Raw genomic sequence first — 18504 nt, 5'->3', positions numbered from 1 at the left:
GCGATGGATCTCCTCGCCCTTCTCACGTCGGATCCGGTGATCGCGCTCGTCAAGATCGTCGTCGTCTTCAGCCTGCTCATGCTCTGCGTCTCGATCATGACGTGGGTCGAGCGGCGCGTGTCCGCGATCATCCAGTACCGTCTGGGCCCGAACCGCGTCGGCCCGTTCGGGCTCTTCCAGCCGTTCGCCGACGGGATCAAGTTCATTCAAAAGGAAGACATCGTCCCCGCCGAGGCGAACAAGTTCTTCTACCTCATGGCCCCGGTGCTCGCCGTCGTGCCGGCCCTGTGCGCCTTCGCCGTCGTTCCGTTCGGCCCCGAGGTCGTGATCTTCGGGAAGAAAGTGTCGCTCGTCATCCTCGACCTGGACGGCGGCCTCCTGTGGGCGTTCGCCGCGACCGGCCTCGGCGTCTATGCGCTCGTGCTCGCCGGCTGGTCGTCGAACAGCAAGTTCTCGCTCATGGGCGGGCTTCGCTCATCCGCGCAGATGATCTCGTACGAGCTGCCGCTCATCCTCGCGGTGACCTCCGTGGTCCTGGTCTCGGGAAGCCTCCGGCCGACGACGATCGTCGCGCAGCAGGCGGGCGGGTTCTGGCACTGGTATGTGTTCTCCGGCGGCATCCCGCTGCTCGGGTTCATCCTGTTCACCGTTGCGGGCTACGCCGAGACGAACCGCACGCCGTTCGATCTCCCCGAGGCCGAAGGCGAGCTCGTTGCCGGCTACCACACCGAGTACTCGGGGATGCGCTTCGCCGCGTTCTTCATGGGCGAGTACATCAACATGATGACCAGCTCCGCGCTGGGGATCACGCTCTTCCTGGGCGGCTGGCAGGTCGGGCTTCCCAAGGCGTGGCTCCCCGAGCCGGGCTGGGCCCTGTGGTCGATGCAGATCGGCGCGTTCGTCGCGAAGATGGCGTTCTTCCAGTTCCTGTACGTGTGGGTCCGCTGGACGCTGCCGCGCTTCCGGTACGACCAGCTCATGAACCTCGGCTGGAAGGGGCTGCTTCCGATCTCGCTCGCGAACCTCGCGGGCACGGCGATCCTGGTCGTCTACGGCGTCGTGGGGCACTGAGATGACGCTCGTCGCCTTCTACGTCCTGGCGCTCCTCATCGTCGCCTCGGCGCTCGTCGTCATCACGAGCCGGAACCCGGTGGGCTCTGCCGTCGCGCTCGCGTTCAACCTGTGCGCGATCGCCGGCGTCTTCATGGTGCTCGACGCGCAGTTCATCGGCCTCTTGCAGGTCATCGTCTACGCCGGCGCGATCATGGTCCTCATCCTCTTCGTGATCATGCTCTTGAACCTCCGCGAGGAGCAGCGCGCGCATCCGGCCGGCACGTTCCAGCGCATCCTGGCGCCGGTGGCCACCCTCGTCTTCGCGATCGTCCTCGGCCGCGCGCTCTGGGCGTCCGTCCCGTCGGCGTTCCCGCCGGCGCCCGACCGGTTCGGGACGGCGGCGTCGGTCGGGCAGGACCTCTTCGGACGCTTCTACTATCCGTTCGAGGCGATCTCGCTCCTGCTCGTCGTCGCGATGGTCGGCGCGGTCCTCCTCGCCAAGAAGAGGCTCTCGTGATCGACCCGCGCCTCGTCCTCCTCCTCTCTGCCGTGCTGTTCTCGATCGGCGTCGCCGGCGTGCTCCTGCGCCGCGGCGCGATCACGATCCTCATGTGCGTCGAGCTGATGCTCAACGCCGCGAACCTCGCCTTCATCGCGTTCGCGCGGATCACGGGCGGGACCGAAGCGCAGATCTACGTCTTCTTCATCATGGCGCTCGCCGCGGCCGAGGCCGCTGCGGGGCTCGCGATCGTCATCGCCCTGTTCCGCCTCCGGGACACGACGGACGTCGACGAGATCAACCTCCTCCGGTGGTGACGCGGCGATGCTGAAGCTCATCGGCCTCATCCCCGTTCTGCCCCTCGTCGGCGTCGCGATCAACGGCCTGTTCGGCCGGCGGATGTCGAAGCGCGCGGTCGGTCTCGTCGGCTGCGGCGTCGTGCTCGCCGCCCTGATCGTCTCGGCGGGGGCCGTCCTCGACCTCTCGCATCTTCCGGCGGACGCGCGCTACTTCGAGACCTCGTTCGGGACGTGGCTTCCGCTCGGCCCCGCGGGTCCGCACAACGAGGCGGTGACGATCGACTGGGGATTCGCGCTCGACCCGCTCTCGGCGATCATGATCCTCGTCGTCACCGGCGTCGGGTTCTTGATCCACGTCTACAGCGTCGGCTACATGGCGCATGAAGAGGGGTTCGCCCGCTTCTTCGTCTACCTCAACCTCTTCCTGTCGATGATGCTGACCCTCGTCCTCGGGTCGAACCTCCTCGTGACGTTCGTCGGCTGGGAAGGGGTCGGGCTCTGCTCGTACCTCCTCATCGGCTTCTTCTACGACCGTCCGTTCGACGTGCGCACGGGGCTCACCTGCGCCGACGCCGGCCGGAAGGCGTTCCTCGTCAATCGCATCGGCGACTTCGCGTTCGTGATCGGCATGCTCTACCTCGTGACGCAGTTCGCGACCCTCCACTACCGGACGGTCGCGACCGCCGTCGCCGGCGCCGGCGACACGCACCACGCGCTCCTCGTCGCCGTGGGCCTGCTCCTCTTCATCGGCGCGTGCGGCAAGTCGGCGCAGATCCCGCTCTACGTCTGGCTCCCCGACGCGATGGCCGGCCCGACTCCGGTGTCGGCACTCATCCACGCCGCGACGATGGTGACCGCCGGCGTCTACATGGTCACGCGGATGTCGGGACTCTACGTGCACGCCCCCGAGGCGATGGGAGTCATCGCCGCCGTCGGCGCATTGACGGCGGTCTTCGCGGCGACGATGGGGATCACCGCGACCGACATCAAGAAGGTCCTCGCCTACTCGACGGTCAGCCAGCTCGGCTACATGTTCGCCGCGGCGGGGGTCGGCGCGTGGACGGCCGCGATCTTCCACCTCATGACCCACGCCTTCTTCAAGGCGCTCCTCTTCCTCGGCGCCGGCAGCGTCATCCACGGGCAGCACGGGGAGCAGGACATCACGAAGATGGGCGGCCTGCGCACGAAGATGCCGGTGACGTTCCTCACGTTCCTCGTGGCGACCCTCGCCATCTCGGGGATCGTCCCGCTCGCCGGCTTCTTCTCGAAGGACGAGATCCTCTGGGGCGCCTGGTCGGGCGGGAACAAGATCGTCTGGGGGGCGCTCGCCTTCGCCGCGGGCCTCACCGCGTTCTACATGTTCCGCCTCGCGTTCCTGGTGTTCTACGGGTCGTACCGCGGCGAGCACCACGTCTTCGACCACGCGCACGAGTCGCCCCGCTCGATGACGGTGCCCCTCTCGATCCTCGCCGTCCTTTCCGCGGTCGGCGGCTTCGTCGGGATTCCGGCGGCGCTCACGGGCGGTAAGGACCTGAACGTCTTCCATCACTGGCTCGCGCCGGCGGTGGCGGTCGCGGAGGCCGGAGCCGAGGAGCACAGCGTCGCGCTCGAGGTCGGTCTCATGGGGCTCGCCCTCGCGATCGCCCTCACCGGGATCGGCTTCGCGTGGCTCGTCTACCGCAAGCGGCCGGGCAGCGCCGGCGCGATCGCGGGCCGCTTCCGGCCGGTCTACGCGCTCTGGCGCAACCTCTACTGGGTCGACGAGCTGTACGAGGCGGTGATCCTGAAGCCGTTCTACGCGGTCTCCCGCTTCTTCGCCGGCTTCGACCGCTGGGTCGTCGACGGGCTCGTCAACGCGAGCGCGATCGGCACCGACGTCGTCGGCCAGCTCCTCAAGCTGTTCCAGACGGGCTACGTGAGGAACTATGCGCTTCTCTTCCTGATGGGGGTCGCCGCGATCCTCGTCTACCTCACGGTGTGACGATGGCGGAATTCTCGATCCCGCTCATTCTCCCCGTCCTGATCCTCGTCGCCTGGGCGCTCCTCATCCTGCTGTTCCATTCGGCGTTCGAGCGCGAGCAGACGGGTCTGCTCGACCGCCTGCTCTCGCCGTGGACGTGGTCGCTCCTCGGCACGGGGTTCGCGGCGTGGGCGTGCCTCAAGCAGTGGGCGATCACGGTCGTCGAGCCCCAGACGACCGCCTACGGGATGGTCCGCGTCGACCGCTTCGGCATCTACATGAGCCTCCTCGTGCTCGCGGCCGGCTTCCTCACGCTCGTCTTCTCGTCGCGCTTCCTCTCGCGCGAGGGGGCGGAGGAGCCCGAGTTCTACGCGATGGCGCTCCTGGCGCTCGCGGGCATGGTCCTCATGCTCGAGACGACGAACCTCATGATGATCCTGATCGGGCTCGAGACCTTCTCCCTGACCCTCTACGTGCTCTGCGGCCTCACGCGCGGACGCGTCCGCGCGATCGAAGCCGCGCTCAAGTACTTCCTGCTCGGCGCGTTCTCCTCGGGATTCCTCGTGTACGGCCTCGCCCTGACGTACGGCTCGACCGGCACCCTCTCGCTCTCGCAGATGTCGGCCGACCGTACGTCGCCGATGCTCGCGATCGCGCTCGGGCTCGTCGTCGTCGGGTTCGCGTTCAAGATCGCCGCGGTGCCGTTCCACCAGTGGGTGCCGGACGTCTACACCGGCGCCCCGACGAACGTCACCGGGTTCATGGCGGCCGCGACGAAGGCGGTCGCCTTCGCCGCGCTCCTGCGCGTCCTCGTCGGCGCCTTCGGCGCGAAGGCGGCGCTCTGGGTGCCGCTCGTCACCTGGCTCGCGATCGTCACGATGACGGTCGCGAACCTGGTCGCGCTCGCCCAGACGAACATCAAGCGCCTCCTCGCCTTCTCGTCGATCGCGCACGCGGGCTACCTGCTCATCGCGGTCGTCTGCCTCCCCGCGCTCGGCATCCGGGCGATCCTCTTCTACCTGACGACGTACGCTTTCATGACGATCGGCGCGTTCGCGGTGGCGGCGGCGGTCGGCGGCGGCGACGAGCGCGGAGAGAGCGGCTACGACTTCATCTCGTCGTGGGCGGGCCTCGGGCGGCGTCATCCGTGGCTCGCGCTCGCGATGACGGTGTTCCTGCTCTCGATGGCCGGGATCCCGCCGACCGGCGGCTTCTTCGGCAAGTACCTCATCTTCCAAGCCGCCGTCGAATCGCGCGCGTGGCTGCTCGTGATCGTCGGCTCACTCAACGCCGTCGTGGCGGTGTACTACTACCTCGGCGTCATCATGACGATGTGGTTCAAGGAGCCCGACGGCGAGGTCGCGACCGCGGGCCCGGTGCCGCCGTCGTTCGCGGCGGTGCTCACGATCGCCGCTGCCGTCGTGCTGTGGCTGGGCCTGGCGCCGTCGTTCCTCCTCGATCTCGCGAGCGGTCTCTGGACCACGTTGACCTAGTGCGCCGCCTCGCGCTCGCCCTCGCGGTCCTGCTCGCGATCGCCGTGGCGAACGCCGCCGACCCCGCTCCGCCCAAAAAAAAGGCCGCGCCGAAGCCGACGGTCGCGCAGCTCCAGAAACAGCTCGACGAGCAGAAGGCGACGATCGAGGCCCAGGAGAAGCTCATCGCCGACCAGGCGGCGAAGCTGGCCGATCAGCAGGCGGCGCAGGGCGCGCAGGCCGCCGCCTCGAAGGCCGCGCTCGACGCGCTCCAGGCGGAGCTCGACGCGATGAAGGCGCGCCTCGAGCAGATCGAGCAACAGATCCCGGCGATCGAGGCGCAGAAGGACCTCGCCGATCGCCTCGCGAAGATCGAGCGGTCGGCGCAGGAGACCCCCGAGCTGGTCGCCGCCGGAGATTTCCCCGGATCGATCCGCATCCCCGGCACTGACGCCGCCATCAAGTTCGGCGGCCGCATCCGGACCGCGGGGGTGTTCACGCTCCAGGCGCTCGGGTCGGACGATCGTTTCTTGACGAACTCGATCCCCGTCGAGACGACCGAGGCGGGCGAAGGATCCCGCACGCGCTTCACGGCGAACACGAGCCGTCTCAACTTCGAGCTGCGCACGCCGACCGGCGCCGGCTACATGCGCGCGTTCATCGAAGGCGACTTCTACGGATCGAACTTCGACGATGCGAACGTCAACTTCCGCCTGCGGCACGCCTTCGCCCAGTTCCGTGGCTTCCTGCTCGGCCAAACGTGGTCGACGTTCTCCGACCCCTCGAACGCTCCCCTCGACCTCGACTTCGAGGGGATCAACGGCGAGAACGTCGTGCGCCAGGCGCAGATCCGGTATTCGGCCGACATCTCTCCCATTCTCTCGGTCGCCGGCGCCGCGGAGACTCCCGCGGTCTCGATCACGGGCGGAGAAGGGGTGAACGTCGTCCCCGATCTCGTGGCGCGCATCACCTGGAAGTTCAAGGATATCGGGCACCTCCAGGAGGCGTTCGTCTTCCGCGAGATCCGCGGCGAGGCCGACGCGCCGCTCACGGCTTCGGGCTCCGCCATCGGATGGGGCGCGGGCATCTCCGGAGTCATCCCGTTCCGCCGCTTCGGGCTCCTCGACCGGTTCGTGTTCCAGATCAACGCCGGCCGCGGCATCGCGCGCTACATCAACGATCTGCAATCGCTCGGCGGGCAGGACGCGGTCTTCAATCCCATCGACGGGACGCTCCACGCGCTGCCTGCGGTCGGCTTCTACCTCGACTACGAGCACACGTGGAAGGAGTGGGAGCGCACGCGCAAGATGAACTTGCGGTCGGCGCTCATCTGGAGCTTCGTCACCGTCGACAACCTCGACTTCCAGCTCCCCGAGGCCTACCACAAGACGAACCGATACTCCGCCAACATCGTCTTCTCGCCGATCGAGCGGATCGATTTGGGTGTTCAGTATCTTTACGGCACACGTGAAAACCTCGATGGTCACAAGGGGAGCGCGGACCAGATTCAGCTCGTCGGCATCTTTCGTTTCTGAGCGCGATTTGTCGTCTTGACAATCGCGATCCGTACTAGAGTTTGCGCGTGACGCGCCGGATCGTTCTCGCGACGCTCTCCTTCGCAATCATGGGCGCTGCGCTCGCGCAAGAACCGCAGCTTCCTCCGAAAGCCGCGCGCATCGAATGCGCGTCGCAGCCCGGCGAGCGTAACCACTGCAAGGCGAACACGACCTCCGGTGTCGTGCTCGCGCGCTCGAGCGGGAGCGCGGCGTGCCTCCTCGGAAAGACCTGGGGGTACGACGAGACGGGAGTCTGGGTCTCCGACGGCTGCACCGGTGTCTTCGTCGCCGCGGCGCCCGCCGAGGGCGAGGAGGTGACGGCGCCGACCCGCGAGCGGACGCCGCGCTACGTGCCCAACGCCGGATTCCTGCTCTTCGAGGGGGACAACGGCCAGATCTACATGCGTCTCTTCACGTACGTCCGCTATCTCAACCAGCTCAACCTCGACCCGAGCTACACCGATTTCTTCGGGAACACGCACAGCGTCAAGCAGCGTCAGGACATCCAGCTCACCAAGTTCTTCCTGCCGTTCTCGGGCTGGTTCATGACGCCGAAATTGCGCTATTACCTCTATGTCTGGTCGTCGAACGCTTCCCAGGGCGATCCGGCTCAGGTCGTCGGCGGCGGGAACATCTCCTACACGTTCAACCGCTGGGCGACGCTCGGCGGCGGCATCACGAGCCTTCCGGCGGTGCGGAGCACGGAAGGGCAGTTCCCGTACTGGCTCGGCGTGGACGACCGCCTCATCGCCGACGAGTTCTTCCGGGGTTCCTACACGACGGGAGTGTGGGTGAAGGGCGAGATCGTATCGAACGTGAAGTACATGGCGATGATCGCGAACAATCTCAGCACCCTGGGCGTGAGCGCGGCGCAGCTCGACAACGGCCTCAACACGCAGTCGTATTCGGTGACCTGGCTCCCGACGACGGGCGAGTTCGGCCTCTACGGGACGTTCGGCGACTTCGACTATCACGAGAAGGTCGCGACGCGCTTCGGCCTCCACTACACGCGCAGCCGTGAGGACGCGCAGGCGCAGCCCGGGACGAACTCGATCGAGAACAGCCAGATCCGGCTGACCGACGGCAGCGTGATCTTCACCCCGGACCTCTTTGGCCCCGGGATCACCGTCGAGAAGGTCACGTATCAGATGGGGAGCTTCGACGCCGGGGTCAAGTGGAAGGGCTACGCGCTCGAAGCGGAGTACTACCAGCGCTGGCTCTCCAACTACAGCGGACCCGGGACCGACGTCATCGCCGGCATCGACGATCACGGCTTCCAGGTCCAGGCTTCCGCGATGCCGGTGAAGAACATCCTCCAGGTCTACACGAGCGGCTCCGAGATCCTCGGCGACTACGGCGACGGGTCGGACTTCCGCATCGGAGCGAACTGGTATCCGCTCAAGCGGCGCGGCCTCCGCGTCAATGCCGAGTGGATCCACCTCCACCACTGTCCCGTCGGCTACACCGCGGTTCCCTACCCGGTCGGCGGGAACGGCGACGTCTACACCGCCGTGGCGGAGATGAATTGGTGAGGTCCCTCAAGGTCTTCGCGGCGGTCCTCGTCGCCGCGCTGCCGCTCCGCGCCTACGAGGTCGACGACTCCCACTTCCACCTGACGAACTACGTCCAGCAGGGAACCGACATTCACAAGTTCCTCGAGATCATGGGGGACAAGGTCGGCCGCGTCGCGCTCTTCGGGATCCCGCTGCAGCAGACCTGGGACCACGACAACAGCGGCGACTTCGCGCCGACGTATTACTTGCAGACCGACGCGCCGCTCTACTACTACTCGTTCACGGACGCGTACATCGCGATGACGTACCGCTCGCTCACCAAGGCCGAGCAGGCGCGGTTCGATCCGATGATCACCGGGTTCAACCCGGCCGACATGTACGCGGCCGATCACGTGCGCCGCGTGCTCACGACGTTCCCGGGAGTCTTCTCCGGGATCGGCGAGTTCACGATCCACAAGGAGTTCGTCTCGTCGAAGGTCGCGGGGAAGACCGCGAGCTTGACGAATCCAGCGCTCGATCGCCTGCTCGACTTCTGCGGCGAGGCCGGCCTCGTGGCGATCATGCACAACGACGTCGACATGCCGTTTCCGAAGCCCGGCCAGGATCCGTACCAGCTCGTGCAGCTTCGCGACCTCTTCCTGCGCCACCCGAAGACGACGATCATCTGGGCCCACATCGGCCTGGGGCGGGTCGTCCGCCCGGTCAAGGACCAGCTCGACCTCGTCGAGCGCCTCCTCTCGGCCCCGAACATGAGCCACGTCTACGTCGACATCTCGTGGGACGAGGTCGCGAAGTACCTCGTCTCGTCCCCCGAGGCGATCGATCAGGTTGCGGCGCTGATCAACCGCCACCCCGACCGCTTCCTCTTCGGGACCGACGAGGTCGCGCCGACGACGCAGGACGGCTACCTCAAGGTCTACCGGATGTACGCGCCGCTCTTCGCGAAGCTGACACCCGAGGCGAGCCAGATGGTGCGGATGGGGAACTACGAGCGTTTGTTCGACGAAGCTCGCGCCAAGGTGCGGGCTTGGGAGAAGGCGAACGTCAAATGACAGGAGGTGAACGGATGAGACGATCAATGGGCGTGCTCGCCCTCGTCGCGGCCGCGATGCTCTCGCGCGGCGCCTCTGCGGAGGAAGGCGACAAGGCGAAGATCAGCCTCTACGGATTTGCGATGCTCGACATGGGCTACGACTTCAACCAGAACGATCCGAACTGGTTCGACGTCATGCGGCCGACGAAGCTGCCGGCCTTCGACAACGAGTTCGGCCAGGACGGCCGGTTCTACTCGGGCGTGCGACAGAGCCGGCTCGGCGTCAAGAGCTGGATTCCCACGAAGGACGGCGAGGTCTACACGATTTTCGAGTTCGAGCTGTTCGGCACCGGCGTCGATGCCGGGCAAACGACCTTCCGCCTGCGCCACGCGTACGGGCAGTGGAAGCAGATCGGCGCGGGGCAGACCTGGAGCCCGTTCATGGATCCGGACGTCTTCCCGAACTCGATCGAGTACTGGGGACCTAACGGCATGGTCTTCTTTCGCAACGTCCAGTTCCGTTGGATGCCGATGCAGGGCGACAACGCGCTCACGCTGGCGCTCGAGCGGCCCGGCGCGTCGGGAGACGGCGGTGTCGTCGACGAGCTCGTCGCGAGCCAGGGCCTCCAGGGCCGCTTCCCGTCGCCCGACGTCACGGGGAACTTCCGGATGACTCGCCCGTGGGGTCACCTTCAGTTCGCCGGCGCCCTGCGCTACATCAAGTGGGACGACAACGTCCCCGACGCCATCGATCTCTCGGGCGACACGATCGGATGGGGTGTCAACGTCAGCACGAACGTGAAGTTCCTGAAGAGCGACGTCTTGCGCGCGTCGATCGTCTACGGGGAGGGAATCGAGAACTACATGAACGACGCCCCGGTCGACGTCGGCCCCGAGAGCAACTTCGGCAACGCGGTCACGCCGATCAAGGGCAAGGCGTTGCCCGTCTTCGGTCTCGTCGCCTTCTACGACCACACGTGGAACGAGAAGATGACGAGCACGATCGGCTACTCGCGCGTCGACATCAGCAACTCGGATCTCCAGGCGCCCGACGCATTCAAGGTCGGCCAGTACGCGCTCGTCAATCTCCTCTTCTACCCGACCGATCACGTCATGTTCGGTCCCGAGCTCCAGTGGGGCCGCCGCGAGAACAACTCCGACGGATGGAGCGTCGACGACTTCCGGGTGCAGTTCTCGGCCAAGTTCAACTTTGGCAAGACCTGGGGAGGGCAGTGATGATCTTCCGTAAGACGCTCGCCGCGGTGGTTCTGATCTCGGCCGCGACGCTGGCCGCAGCGCAATCGCCGGCCGACATCAACGCCGCGATGAAAGCGGCTTTCGACAAGTACAAGGACCTGAAGGAAGGCGCGAACGCCGATTACATCCCGGCGCTCGCCAAGGTCGACTCCAAGATCTACGGCATCGCCCTCGTCACGGCCGACGGCAAGGTCTACACCACGGGCGACATCAAGTCCGAGGTCTCGATCCAGTCCATCTCCAAGGTCTTCACACTCGCCAAGGTCATCGAGGAGCAAGGGCCGGAGGCGATCGCCTCGACGATCGGCGTCGACGCGACCGGCATGCGTTTCAACTCGATCATCGCGGTCGAGATGGCGCAGAAGATGCTCGGCGGTCCCGAGATGAACTCGCTCGTGAACCCGGGCGCCATCGCGACTACCGCCATGGTCAAGGGCGCGAACCGCGACGCGATCTGGAAGAACATCCTCGACTTCTACGGCGACTTCGCCGGCCGGCCGCTCTCCGTCAACCAGGAAGTCTTCAAGTCGGAGTCGGACACGAACCAGCGGAACCAGGCGATCGGCATGCTCATGTACGCGTACGGCTACATCAAGGCCGAGCCGAATCGCGCCACCGACATCTACACCGAGCAGTGCTCGGTGAGCGTCAACGCGAAGGACCTCGCGACGATGGCGGCCACGCTCGCGAACGGCGGCAAGAATCCGATCAGCGGCAAGCAGGTCATGAAGAACGAGAACGTGTCGAAGGTGCTCGCGGTCATGGCGACCGCCGGCCTCTACGACGACTCGGGCAAGTGGCTCTACCGCACCGGCCTTCCCGGGAAGAGCGGCGTCGGCGGCGGCATCATCGCGGTCTCGCCGGGCAAGTTCGGCATCGCCGTGATCTCACCGCCGCTCGATGCGGCGGGCAACAGCGTGCGCGCGCAGAAGGCGATCGCCGACATCTCGAACGCCCTCGGCGGCAATCCGTACGCGGTGAAGCCCAAGTAAGGAAATTAGAAATGGGGACATTCTGCTTTTTCCTTCAGAGCTTCTGCACTTCGAAGCTCTGAAGGAAAAAGCAGAATGTCCCCATTTGGCTAGGGGTTTCCTCGCTCGAACCAGAGCACCTGCCACGCGAGCAGATAAGTCGTGAAGTTGCTGCCGGTGCGCGCCGAGGCGCCCTTGCTCGCGGCGAACTTGAGCGAATGGAGCTTGGCGACCGGCAACGAGAATGTGCCGCCGTAGCGGCTGTTGCTGAAGCGCGCCGAGGGAGGGCCGTCGTCGAGCGTCACCTGACCGCCGCCGTACCACGTCCCGTCGAGGGCCAGCCACGACCGGTTCTTGAACGTGTAGGCGACGTGGAACTGCGCCGACGTCAACGGATCCTGTTGCTTGACCGACGTCCCGGGGTAGAAGTTGACGTTGTTCGTGAAGAACCACGCGCCGGCGTACGCCTCGAGGTACCAGTGCCCAACCGGCACCGAGACGCCGAGCTCCGGCTTGAACGCCCACCGGTTGGTGCCGAGGTTGACCAGCTTGGTCGCATCGTAGGCACCGGTCGGCGCCTGCACGGTGACGCTGATCCCGAAGACCGTCTTGCGAGGCGCCGCGGCGAACTCCGCGGGGCTCATCGCCTTGCCGCCGATCAGGTTGAGCGACGCGCGGAGCCGTAGGTCGGCGAGCCCGGAGCGTGTCACCGCGTGCGCCTGTTCCTGGACCATCCCTTCGACGTGGGCGACGGCATAGGGGAACGCGATGGTGAAGAGTCCCTGCTTGCCGCCGATCCCGTACGACCGCCCGTAACCGGCGGTCGCGCTGCCGACGTGCGCGCTCACGTCGGTGATCGGAATCGACGGATCGAAGATGACCGATCCGCTCGACCGGCCGAGCGCCAGCAGGAAGAAGTTCGTGCCGAGGGGGGAAGACGAGTAAGCTCGCGGCTCGAGCTCCTGGGCGCTCGCCGCGCAAGTGGACGCGAGGAGGACGACGATGAGGAGTCCGATGCGGGACGGGCGCGCCATGCCGGGCGCGATTGTCGCACGATGAAGGCGATCACCGTCGAGCCGAAGGTCCCCGGGAGCGCACGGCTCGAGGATGTCCCGGATCCGGACCCGCGCAACGGGTCGATCGTCGTCGAAGCGGTCGCGGTCGGCGTGTGCGGCACCGACGTCGAGATCGCCGAGGGCAAGTACGGTTGGGCACCGGAGGGACGGACCCGGCTCGTGCTGGGGCACGAGTCGCTCGGACGCGTCGTCGATCCGGGGCCGACCGGGTTACGGGCGGGGGATCTCGTCGTCGGGATCGTGCGCCGGCCCGACCCGGTGCCGTGTCCCAACTGCGCCGTGGGCGAGTGGGACATGTGCCGGAACGGCCAGTACACGGAGCGCGGGATCAAGCAGATCGACGGATTCATGTCGGAGCGCTGGCGTATCGAGCCCGAGTACGCGATGCGTGTCGATCGATCGCTCGGACTCCTCGGCGTCCTCCTCGAGCCCACGACGGTCGTGGCGAAGGCGTGGGAGCAAGTGGTGGCGGTCGGGCAGCGAGCCTTCTGGGAGCCGCGCACGGTTCTCGTGACGGGAGCGGGTCCGATCGGACTCCTCGCGGCGTTGCTCGGGCGTCAGCGCGGGCTCGAGGTGCACGTGCTCGACCGCGTGACGACGGGGCCGAAGCCCGATCTCGTGAAAGCGCTCGGCGCGACGTACCACAGCGGCTCGGTCAAGGACGTCGGATTCCAGCCGGACGTCATCGTCGAGTGCACGGGGGTCGGCCAGGTCATCTCGGACGCCCTTCAATGCATCGGCGCCGGTGGGATCGTCTGCCTTACCGGCGTCGGGAGCGGCGGCGCCGCGAGCGGCTTCGCCACCGCCGATCTCGCGGCGGAGATGGTCCTCAGGAACAACGTCGTCGTCGGGAGCGTCAACGCGAACAAGCGCCACTGGTACAAGGCGGGCGAAGCCCTCGCGCGCGCCGACCGCGAGTGGCTCGCACGGCTCATCACACGGCGTATCGCCCCGAAAGACTTTGCCTCGGCGCTCGCGCGCCAGCCCGACGACATCAAGGCCGTCATCCAGTTCGCCGATGTCTGACCGGGCGAACCTCCGCTTCGACCTGCTCGCGGGTGCGACGACCGCCGCGGTCGTCATCCCCAAGGCGATGGCGTACGCCACGATCGCGGGCCTCCCCGTTCAGGCCGGCCTCTACACCGCGTTCATCCCGATGCTCCTCTACGCCTTCCTCGGGTCGTCGCGCGTGCTCTCGGTCTCGACGACGACGACCCTCGCCATCCTCGTCGGCGCGCAGATCGGTCAAATCGCGGAGGCCGCCGACCCGATCCGCGCGTCGGCCACGCTCACGCTCCTCGTCGGGGCGATCCTCGTCGCCGCGGGGGTGCTCCGCCTGGGGTTCGTCGCGAACTTCATCTCGGAGCCGGTGCTCGTCGGCTTCAAGGCGGGGATCGGGCTCGTCATCGTCGTGGATCAGATCCCCAAGCTCCTCGGGACCCACATCGTGAAGGGCGGCTTCCTCCACAATCTCGCCGCGATCGCGAAGAGCCTTCCCGAGACCTCGTGGCCCACGCTCGCCGTCGCTCTCGGCACGATCGCTCTCCTCGTCGCATTCGAGCATTTCGCCCCGCGCTGGCCGGCGCCGCTCATCGCGGCCGGTCTCGGGATCGCAGGGATGGCCCTCTTCAAGCTCGACGCCTACGGGATCGCCGCGGTCGGGGCGCTGCCGAAGGGCCTGCCGGCGATCACGCTTCCGGATATCGCGCTGGCGAGGGAGCTCTGGCCGGGCGCGCTCGGCATCGCGCTCATGAGCTTCACCGAGACGATCGCCGCCGGGCGCGCGTTCTCGTCGCCGGACGAGCCGCTCCCCAGGGCGAACCGAGAGCTGCTCGCGACCGGCGTCGCCAACGCGGGCGGCGCCTTCCTCGGCGCGATGGCGGCGGGCGGCGGCACCTCGCAGACGGCGGTCAACCGGATGGCCGGCGCCAAGACGCGCCTCGCGGGCGTCGTCACCGCGCTCGCGGCGCTGCTCACCATGCTCTTCCTCGCGCCGTACATCGGATTGATGCCGCACGCGACGCTTGCGGCGATCGTCATCGTCTACTCGTTCGGCCTCATCAAGCCGTCCGAGTTCCTGGCGATCCGCCGCGTGCGCTTCATGGAGTTCCGCTGGGCGCTCATCGCGTGTCTCGCCGTCATCGCGCTCGGCACCTTGAAGGGGATCCTCGTCGCGATCGTGATCTCGCTCGCCGCGCTCGCGCGCACCGGATCGAGCACGCGGATCCACATCCTCGGCCGGAAGCGCGGCACGAACGTCTTCCGGCCCCTCCGCGCCGATCACCCCGACGACGAGACCTTCGCCGGTCTTCTCATGGTGCGCCTCGACGGATCGATCTACTTCGCGAACGCCGGGCTCGTCCTCGAGAAGCTACGGCCGCTCATCGAGCGGGAGAAGCCCAAGGTCGTCGCGCTCGAGCTGGGCGGCGTGCCCGATCTCGAGTACTCCGCCCTCAAGACGCTGACGGAAGCCGAGCGGCGCATCCGCGATTTCGGAGTCTCGCTCTGGCTCGTCAAGCTCAACCCCGATGTGCTCGAGATGGTGCAGCGCGCGCCGCTCGGTGCGACGCTCGGGCGCGAAGGGCTCGTCTTCAACATGGAGACCGCGGTCGCGCGCTACCTCGGGGCCTAGAAGTCCAAGCGCAGGGCGAGCACGTACGTCGGGTCGTCCCACGGGTTGAAGACGTACGCCGCCGCGTCGAACGACTTGAAGGTGAATCCGACGTAGGCGCCGCGCTGGATGGAGAGATCGCTCTGATAGGCACGAGTCCGCTGGGCCGCGAGGCCGAGGCGGAACCACGAGACCGGGTAGCCGCCGGCCTCCGTCCAGCTGTAGAGATAGTCGCCGTCGTCGCCGTGGCTGCTGATGAAGTACTCGCCTTCGCTCGCCAGGTAGAACCACTTGTGCTCGAGCGAGAGCCGGTAGCCCGGGGCCACGCCGTCGAGATCGCCGAAGACCCCGCCGAGCATCGCCGTCGCATCGAACGACCAGCTCTTGCCGGCGTGGAAGTTCGCGCCCGCCCAGACCGAGGTCGTATCGATGGCCTCGTACTGGTAACGCACCTCGAGGTGGAGACGGCCGCGATCGGCGGTGAAGTTCGGGTTGAGGTAGTCTTGCGACTCCGGCACGTCGTAGCCCCAGAGGGAGACGGAGCACGCCCACTCCGGCTTCGCGTCGTCCGCAAAGACGGGCGCCGCCGCGAGCGCCAGGAAGGCCACGATCGGGATGAGCTTCTTCATCCGCCGAGCACGATCGTCAGGCCGACGAGGGCGAGCCCCAAGACGAGCATCCCGAGTCCGAGGAGCCACGGCCTCCCGCCGGCGTACTTGCCGAGCGAATGCCCGAGAAGGAACAACATGACGAGGGCGACGGCGTTCGAGAGCCGGAGCGCCCGATGCGCGTCGTGGATGAACATGAACGGGATCGTCACCGGGAAGGTCGACAGGAAGACCAGGACACAGATCGCCACCGCTTGCAGCCACTCCTGACGCGACGGCATCACCTTGGCGGGCGGCGCGGGGAGCGCGGCGAGGCGCCGTCGCATCGACTCGAGGTCCTCCGGCAGCAGCACGGCGGCGAGGCGCTCGGGAAGAACCTCGGCGATGCTCGCGGCCGCCGCCTTCTTGTCCGTGGCGGCCTGGAGCGCGCGGAGCAGCGTGTGGCCGCGGGCCCTCAGGGTGAGCGAAGAGATCAGGAACATGATCGCGTCGACGATCCCCCAGGCGAGGTTGCATCCGAGCGCTCCGACGAGCATCTCGCGAACCTCTTGTCGCCCCGCTTCCGCGACGCTCAGCGTCCCGGTGAACGTCAGGACCATGATGAGACCGAACAGAATCTCGGAGAAGCGATCGGTCGGGTCCAGCAGGCGGCGGCGCGGGGCGTCGGCGGTCGTCATCGTGTCACCCACATGAGCCACGGGAGCCCCACCGCCAGGAACACCACGAGACAAGCTCCCGTGGTCGCCGCTCCGGCCCGGTACATCTCGCCTTGCGAGAGATAGCCGCTGCCGGCGAACAGGAGATTGGCGCTCGAAGCCTGCGGCGTCAACGACGAAAAGAAGTTCGTCGCGAACAGGAGAAGGAAGGCGAGCGGCGCGGCCGGGACGCCGAGGCGAACGCCGACGTCGAGGAACACCCCGAACAGGGCGAGCAGGTGCGCCGTCTGGCTGACGAAGAGGTAGTGCAGGGCGACGTACGCCACCACCAGCACCACGCCGGCGACCCCTGGGGCGAGCCCGCCGAGATGCGAGGCCAACCTCTCGCCGAGGAACGCCATGAACCCGAGCTCATTGAGCTGGCTGCTGAGCGTGAACAAGATCGCGAACCAAAGGTAGACGGCCAGCACGTCGCCTTCCTTCGCGAGAAGAGAAGGCGTCAGCACGCCGGTGACGAGCAGGACCGCGAGCCCTGCGAACGCCACCGCAGTCGCATCGATCCCGAGCCGCCCGCCGGCCGCCCAGAGGACGACCATCGCGACGAACGTCACCGCGACGATCTTCTCGCTCCGGCGGAGCGGTCCCATCGCGGCCAGGGCCTTCTTCGCGGCCGCGGGCGCTTCCGGCGTCGACCGCACTTCGGGGCGGAAGATCGCGAAGAGCAGCGGCGGCAGGACGCCCATCGCGACGAGGGACGGGACGGAAGCCGCGATCAGCCACGAGCCGAAACCGATCGAGACGCCGAACGGCTTCGCGATTTCGGCACCCACGGGGTTCGCCGCCATCGCCGTCAGCCAGAGGCCGGACGACACGCTGAGGCTCGCGATGCCGGAGAACATGAGGAACGCCCCGAGTCGCCGACGCGCCGGCTGCGCGGGCTCGGCGCCCGCCGCCTCGGCGAGCGAGTAGGTCAACGGGAAGAGCACCCCGGATCGCGCCGTGTTGCTCGGGAACGCCGGCGCGATGAGCGCATCCACCACGAACACGCTGTAGGCGAGACCGAGCGTCGACCGGCCGAAGAGCGCGACGACGCCATAACCGATGCGTTGACCCAGGCCGGTGGTGACGACCGCGCGCGCCACGAGGAACGCGACGACGATGAGGAGGATCGTCCCGTTCGAGAACCCGCCGAACGCGTGCGCGGGGGCGAGCGTCCCCGTCAGGACCGCCAGCGCGGCCGCGATGAGCGAGGCGGTCAGGATCGGGAGGGCGCCGGCCACGACTGCGAAGATCGCGCCCGCGAAGAGCGCGAACAGGTGCCACGCCGGCGCGCTCAATCCGTCCGGAACAGGGGAAAACCAGAGCGCCGCCGCCGTCGCGATCACCGCCGTACGCGCGATCCAGATACGGCGTCCCCCGGCCATCGGCGCGCAGTCTACCGGAGTTCGGGCATCGGGTAGAATCACTCCGCCTTGCCTTCCCCCTCCAAACGAGCCCCCACCCTCTACGCGATCATCGCGCTCAAGCTCCTGCGCGGGGTCCTGGGCATCGTCCTGGCGGTGAAGGCGTACGAGCTCGTCGGCGAGGACCTCCGGCCCCACTTCGACGCGACGGTCCGGCGGTTCAAGCTCGACCCGGAAACGAAGTTCTTCGACCGGCTGGGCGACCGCATCGACGAGATCACCCCCGGCAACGTCAAATGGGCGGCGACCGGGGCCTTGCTCTACGGCGCGCTGTCGCTCGGCGAAGGGCTCGGTCTGATCTATCGCTCGCGATGGGTCGGCCGCCTCGTCCTCGCCGAGTCGGCCTTCTTCGTGCCGATCGAAACGTACGGGCTCGTCAGAGAGCCGTCGATCACGATCGTCGTGATCCTCGTCGTCAACGTCGCGATCGTCGTCTACCTGTACCGGAATCGCGAGCGGCTCTACCGCCACTGACG

General features: G+C 67.3%; 17 protein-coding genes. 13 read left to right on the top strand and 4 right to left on the bottom strand.

What is annotated here, in order from left to right:
- Positions 1-3: 3 nt before the first annotated feature.
- Genes nuoH through glsA form a run of 10 tightly spaced genes read left to right on the top strand, consistent with a single transcriptional unit; the run spans position 4 to position 11635 of the window.
- A complete protein-coding gene (nuoH, locus tag VFV19_00135) occupies positions 4-1071 on the top strand; it encodes an NADH-quinone oxidoreductase subunit NuoH (protein ID HEX4822698.1) in 1068 nt (355 codons plus the stop codon).
- 1 nt (position 1072) lies between these two features.
- On the top strand, positions 1073-1570 hold the full coding sequence (locus VFV19_00130) for an NADH-quinone oxidoreductase subunit J (GenBank protein HEX4822697.1): 498 nt from the start codon (positions 1073-1075) through the stop codon (positions 1568-1570).
- Positions 1567-1869, top strand: a complete 303-nt coding sequence (gene nuoK / locus VFV19_00125) for an NADH-quinone oxidoreductase subunit NuoK (GenBank protein HEX4822696.1) — start codon at positions 1567-1569, stop codon at positions 1867-1869. The genes VFV19_00130 and nuoK overlap by 4 nt, the downstream gene beginning before the upstream one ends.
- A 7-nt stretch (positions 1870-1876) precedes the next feature.
- Entirely contained in the window at positions 1877-3832 is a 1956-nt protein-coding gene (nuoL, locus tag VFV19_00120; protein ID HEX4822695.1) for an NADH-quinone oxidoreductase subunit L, read from the top strand.
- Between the two features lie 2 nt (positions 3833-3834).
- The gene (locus VFV19_00115; protein HEX4822694.1) at positions 3835-5304 is read left to right on the top strand and encodes an NADH-quinone oxidoreductase subunit N; all 1470 of its coding nucleotides are present in this window, start codon (positions 3835-3837) and stop codon (positions 5302-5304) included.
- A complete protein-coding gene (locus VFV19_00110; GenBank protein HEX4822693.1) occupies positions 5304-6818 on the top strand; it encodes a DcaP family trimeric outer membrane transporter in 1515 nt (504 codons plus the stop codon). Before VFV19_00115 ends, VFV19_00110 begins: the two co-directional genes overlap by 1 nt.
- 47 nt (positions 6819-6865) lie before the next feature.
- On the top strand, positions 6866-8371 hold the full coding sequence (locus tag VFV19_00105; GenBank protein ID HEX4822692.1) for a DUF3011 domain-containing protein: 1506 nt from the start codon (positions 6866-6868) through the stop codon (positions 8369-8371).
- Positions 8368-9405 carry an amidohydrolase family protein gene (locus VFV19_00100; protein ID HEX4822691.1) on the top strand — a complete coding sequence of 346 codons (1038 nt, stop codon included), beginning with the start codon at positions 8368-8370 and terminating at the stop codon, positions 9403-9405. Before VFV19_00105 ends, VFV19_00100 begins: the two co-directional genes overlap by 4 nt.
- Positions 9406-9419: 14 nt before the next feature.
- On the top strand, positions 9420-10622 hold the full coding sequence (locus VFV19_00095) for a DcaP family trimeric outer membrane transporter (protein HEX4822690.1): 1203 nt from the start codon (positions 9420-9422) through the stop codon (positions 10620-10622).
- Positions 10622-11635 carry a glutaminase A gene (gene glsA, locus VFV19_00090; protein HEX4822689.1) on the top strand — a complete coding sequence of 338 codons (1014 nt, stop codon included), beginning with the start codon at positions 10622-10624 and terminating at the stop codon, positions 11633-11635. Before VFV19_00095 ends, glsA begins: the two co-directional genes overlap by 1 nt.
- Positions 11636-11724: 89 nt before the next feature.
- Here glsA and VFV19_00085 read toward each other — a convergent pair whose 3' ends face one another.
- Positions 11725-12648, bottom strand: coding sequence for a transporter (locus VFV19_00085; GenBank protein HEX4822688.1), 924 nt, complete (start codon positions 12646-12648; stop codon positions 11725-11727).
- Between the two features lie 21 nt (positions 12649-12669).
- Here VFV19_00085 and VFV19_00080 point away from each other — a divergent pair, with 21 nt between their 5' ends.
- Both VFV19_00080 and VFV19_00075 read left to right on the top strand, forming a co-directional pair.
- Entirely contained in the window at positions 12670-13716 is a 1047-nt protein-coding gene (locus tag VFV19_00080) for a glucose 1-dehydrogenase (GenBank protein ID HEX4822687.1), read from the top strand.
- Positions 13709-15322, top strand: coding sequence for a SulP family inorganic anion transporter (locus VFV19_00075; protein ID HEX4822686.1), 1614 nt, complete (start codon positions 13709-13711; stop codon positions 15320-15322). The genes VFV19_00080 and VFV19_00075 overlap by 8 nt, the downstream gene beginning before the upstream one ends.
- Here VFV19_00075 and VFV19_00070 read toward each other — a convergent pair.
- From VFV19_00070 to VFV19_00060, 3 genes are read right to left on the bottom strand one after another with little or no spacing between them, the layout of a single operon-like run.
- Entirely contained in the window at positions 15319-15930 is a 612-nt protein-coding gene (locus VFV19_00070) for a hypothetical protein (protein HEX4822685.1), read from the bottom strand. The genes VFV19_00075 and VFV19_00070 overlap by 4 nt on opposite strands.
- Positions 15927-16586 carry a VIT1/CCC1 transporter family protein gene (locus VFV19_00065; GenBank protein ID HEX4822684.1) on the bottom strand — a complete coding sequence of 220 codons (660 nt, stop codon included), beginning with the start codon at positions 16584-16586 and terminating at the stop codon, positions 15927-15929. Before VFV19_00065 ends, VFV19_00070 begins: the two co-directional genes overlap by 4 nt.
- Positions 16583-17989 (bottom strand): DASS family sodium-coupled anion symporter, encoded by a 1407-nt coding sequence (locus tag VFV19_00060; GenBank protein HEX4822683.1) that lies wholly within the window; start codon positions 17987-17989, stop codon positions 16583-16585. The genes VFV19_00065 and VFV19_00060 overlap by 4 nt, the downstream gene beginning before the upstream one ends.
- Before the next feature lie 48 nt (positions 17990-18037).
- Between VFV19_00060 and VFV19_00055 the strand changes: the two genes are divergently transcribed.
- The gene (locus VFV19_00055) at positions 18038-18502 is read left to right on the top strand and encodes a DUF2127 domain-containing protein (protein HEX4822682.1); all 465 of its coding nucleotides are present in this window, start codon (positions 18038-18040) and stop codon (positions 18500-18502) included.
- The last annotated feature ends 2 nt before the right edge of the window (positions 18503-18504 follow it).

The organism is Candidatus Polarisedimenticolaceae bacterium (assembly GCA_036275915.1).
GTDB lineage: Bacteria > Acidobacteriota > Polarisedimenticolia > Polarisedimenticolales > DASRJG01 > DASRJG01.
This window is presented reverse-complemented; position numbering and strand designations above follow the sequence as displayed.

Coding starts and splice junctions, on each gene's coding strand:
- nuoH (HEX4822698.1), top strand. CDS start 4: ATGGATCTCCTCGCCCTTCTCACGTCGGATCCGGTGATCGCGCTCGTC.
- VFV19_00130 (HEX4822697.1), top strand. CDS start 1,073: ATGACGCTCGTCGCCTTCTACGTCCTGGCGCTCCTCATCGTCGCCTCG.
- nuoL (HEX4822695.1), top strand. CDS start 1,877: ATGCTGAAGCTCATCGGCCTCATCCCCGTTCTGCCCCTCGTCGGCGTC.
- VFV19_00115 (HEX4822694.1), top strand. CDS start 3,835: ATGGCGGAATTCTCGATCCCGCTCATTCTCCCCGTCCTGATCCTCGTC.
- VFV19_00095 (HEX4822690.1), top strand. CDS start 9,420: ATGAGACGATCAATGGGCGTGCTCGCCCTCGTCGCGGCCGCGATGCTC.
- glsA (HEX4822689.1), top strand. CDS start 10,622: ATGATCTTCCGTAAGACGCTCGCCGCGGTGGTTCTGATCTCGGCCGCG.
- VFV19_00085 (HEX4822688.1), bottom strand. CDS start 12,648: ATGGCGCGCCCGTCCCGCATCGGACTCCTCATCGTCGTCCTCCTCGCG.
- VFV19_00080 (HEX4822687.1), top strand. CDS start 12,670: ATGAAGGCGATCACCGTCGAGCCGAAGGTCCCCGGGAGCGCACGGCTC.
- VFV19_00075 (HEX4822686.1), top strand. CDS start 13,709: ATGTCTGACCGGGCGAACCTCCGCTTCGACCTGCTCGCGGGTGCGACG.
- VFV19_00070 (HEX4822685.1), bottom strand. CDS start 15,930: ATGAAGAAGCTCATCCCGATCGTGGCCTTCCTGGCGCTCGCGGCGGCG.
- VFV19_00065 (HEX4822684.1), bottom strand. CDS start 16,586: ATGACGACCGCCGACGCCCCGCGCCGCCGCCTGCTGGACCCGACCGAT.
- VFV19_00060 (HEX4822683.1), bottom strand. CDS start 17,989: ATGGCCGGGGGACGCCGTATCTGGATCGCGCGTACGGCGGTGATCGCG.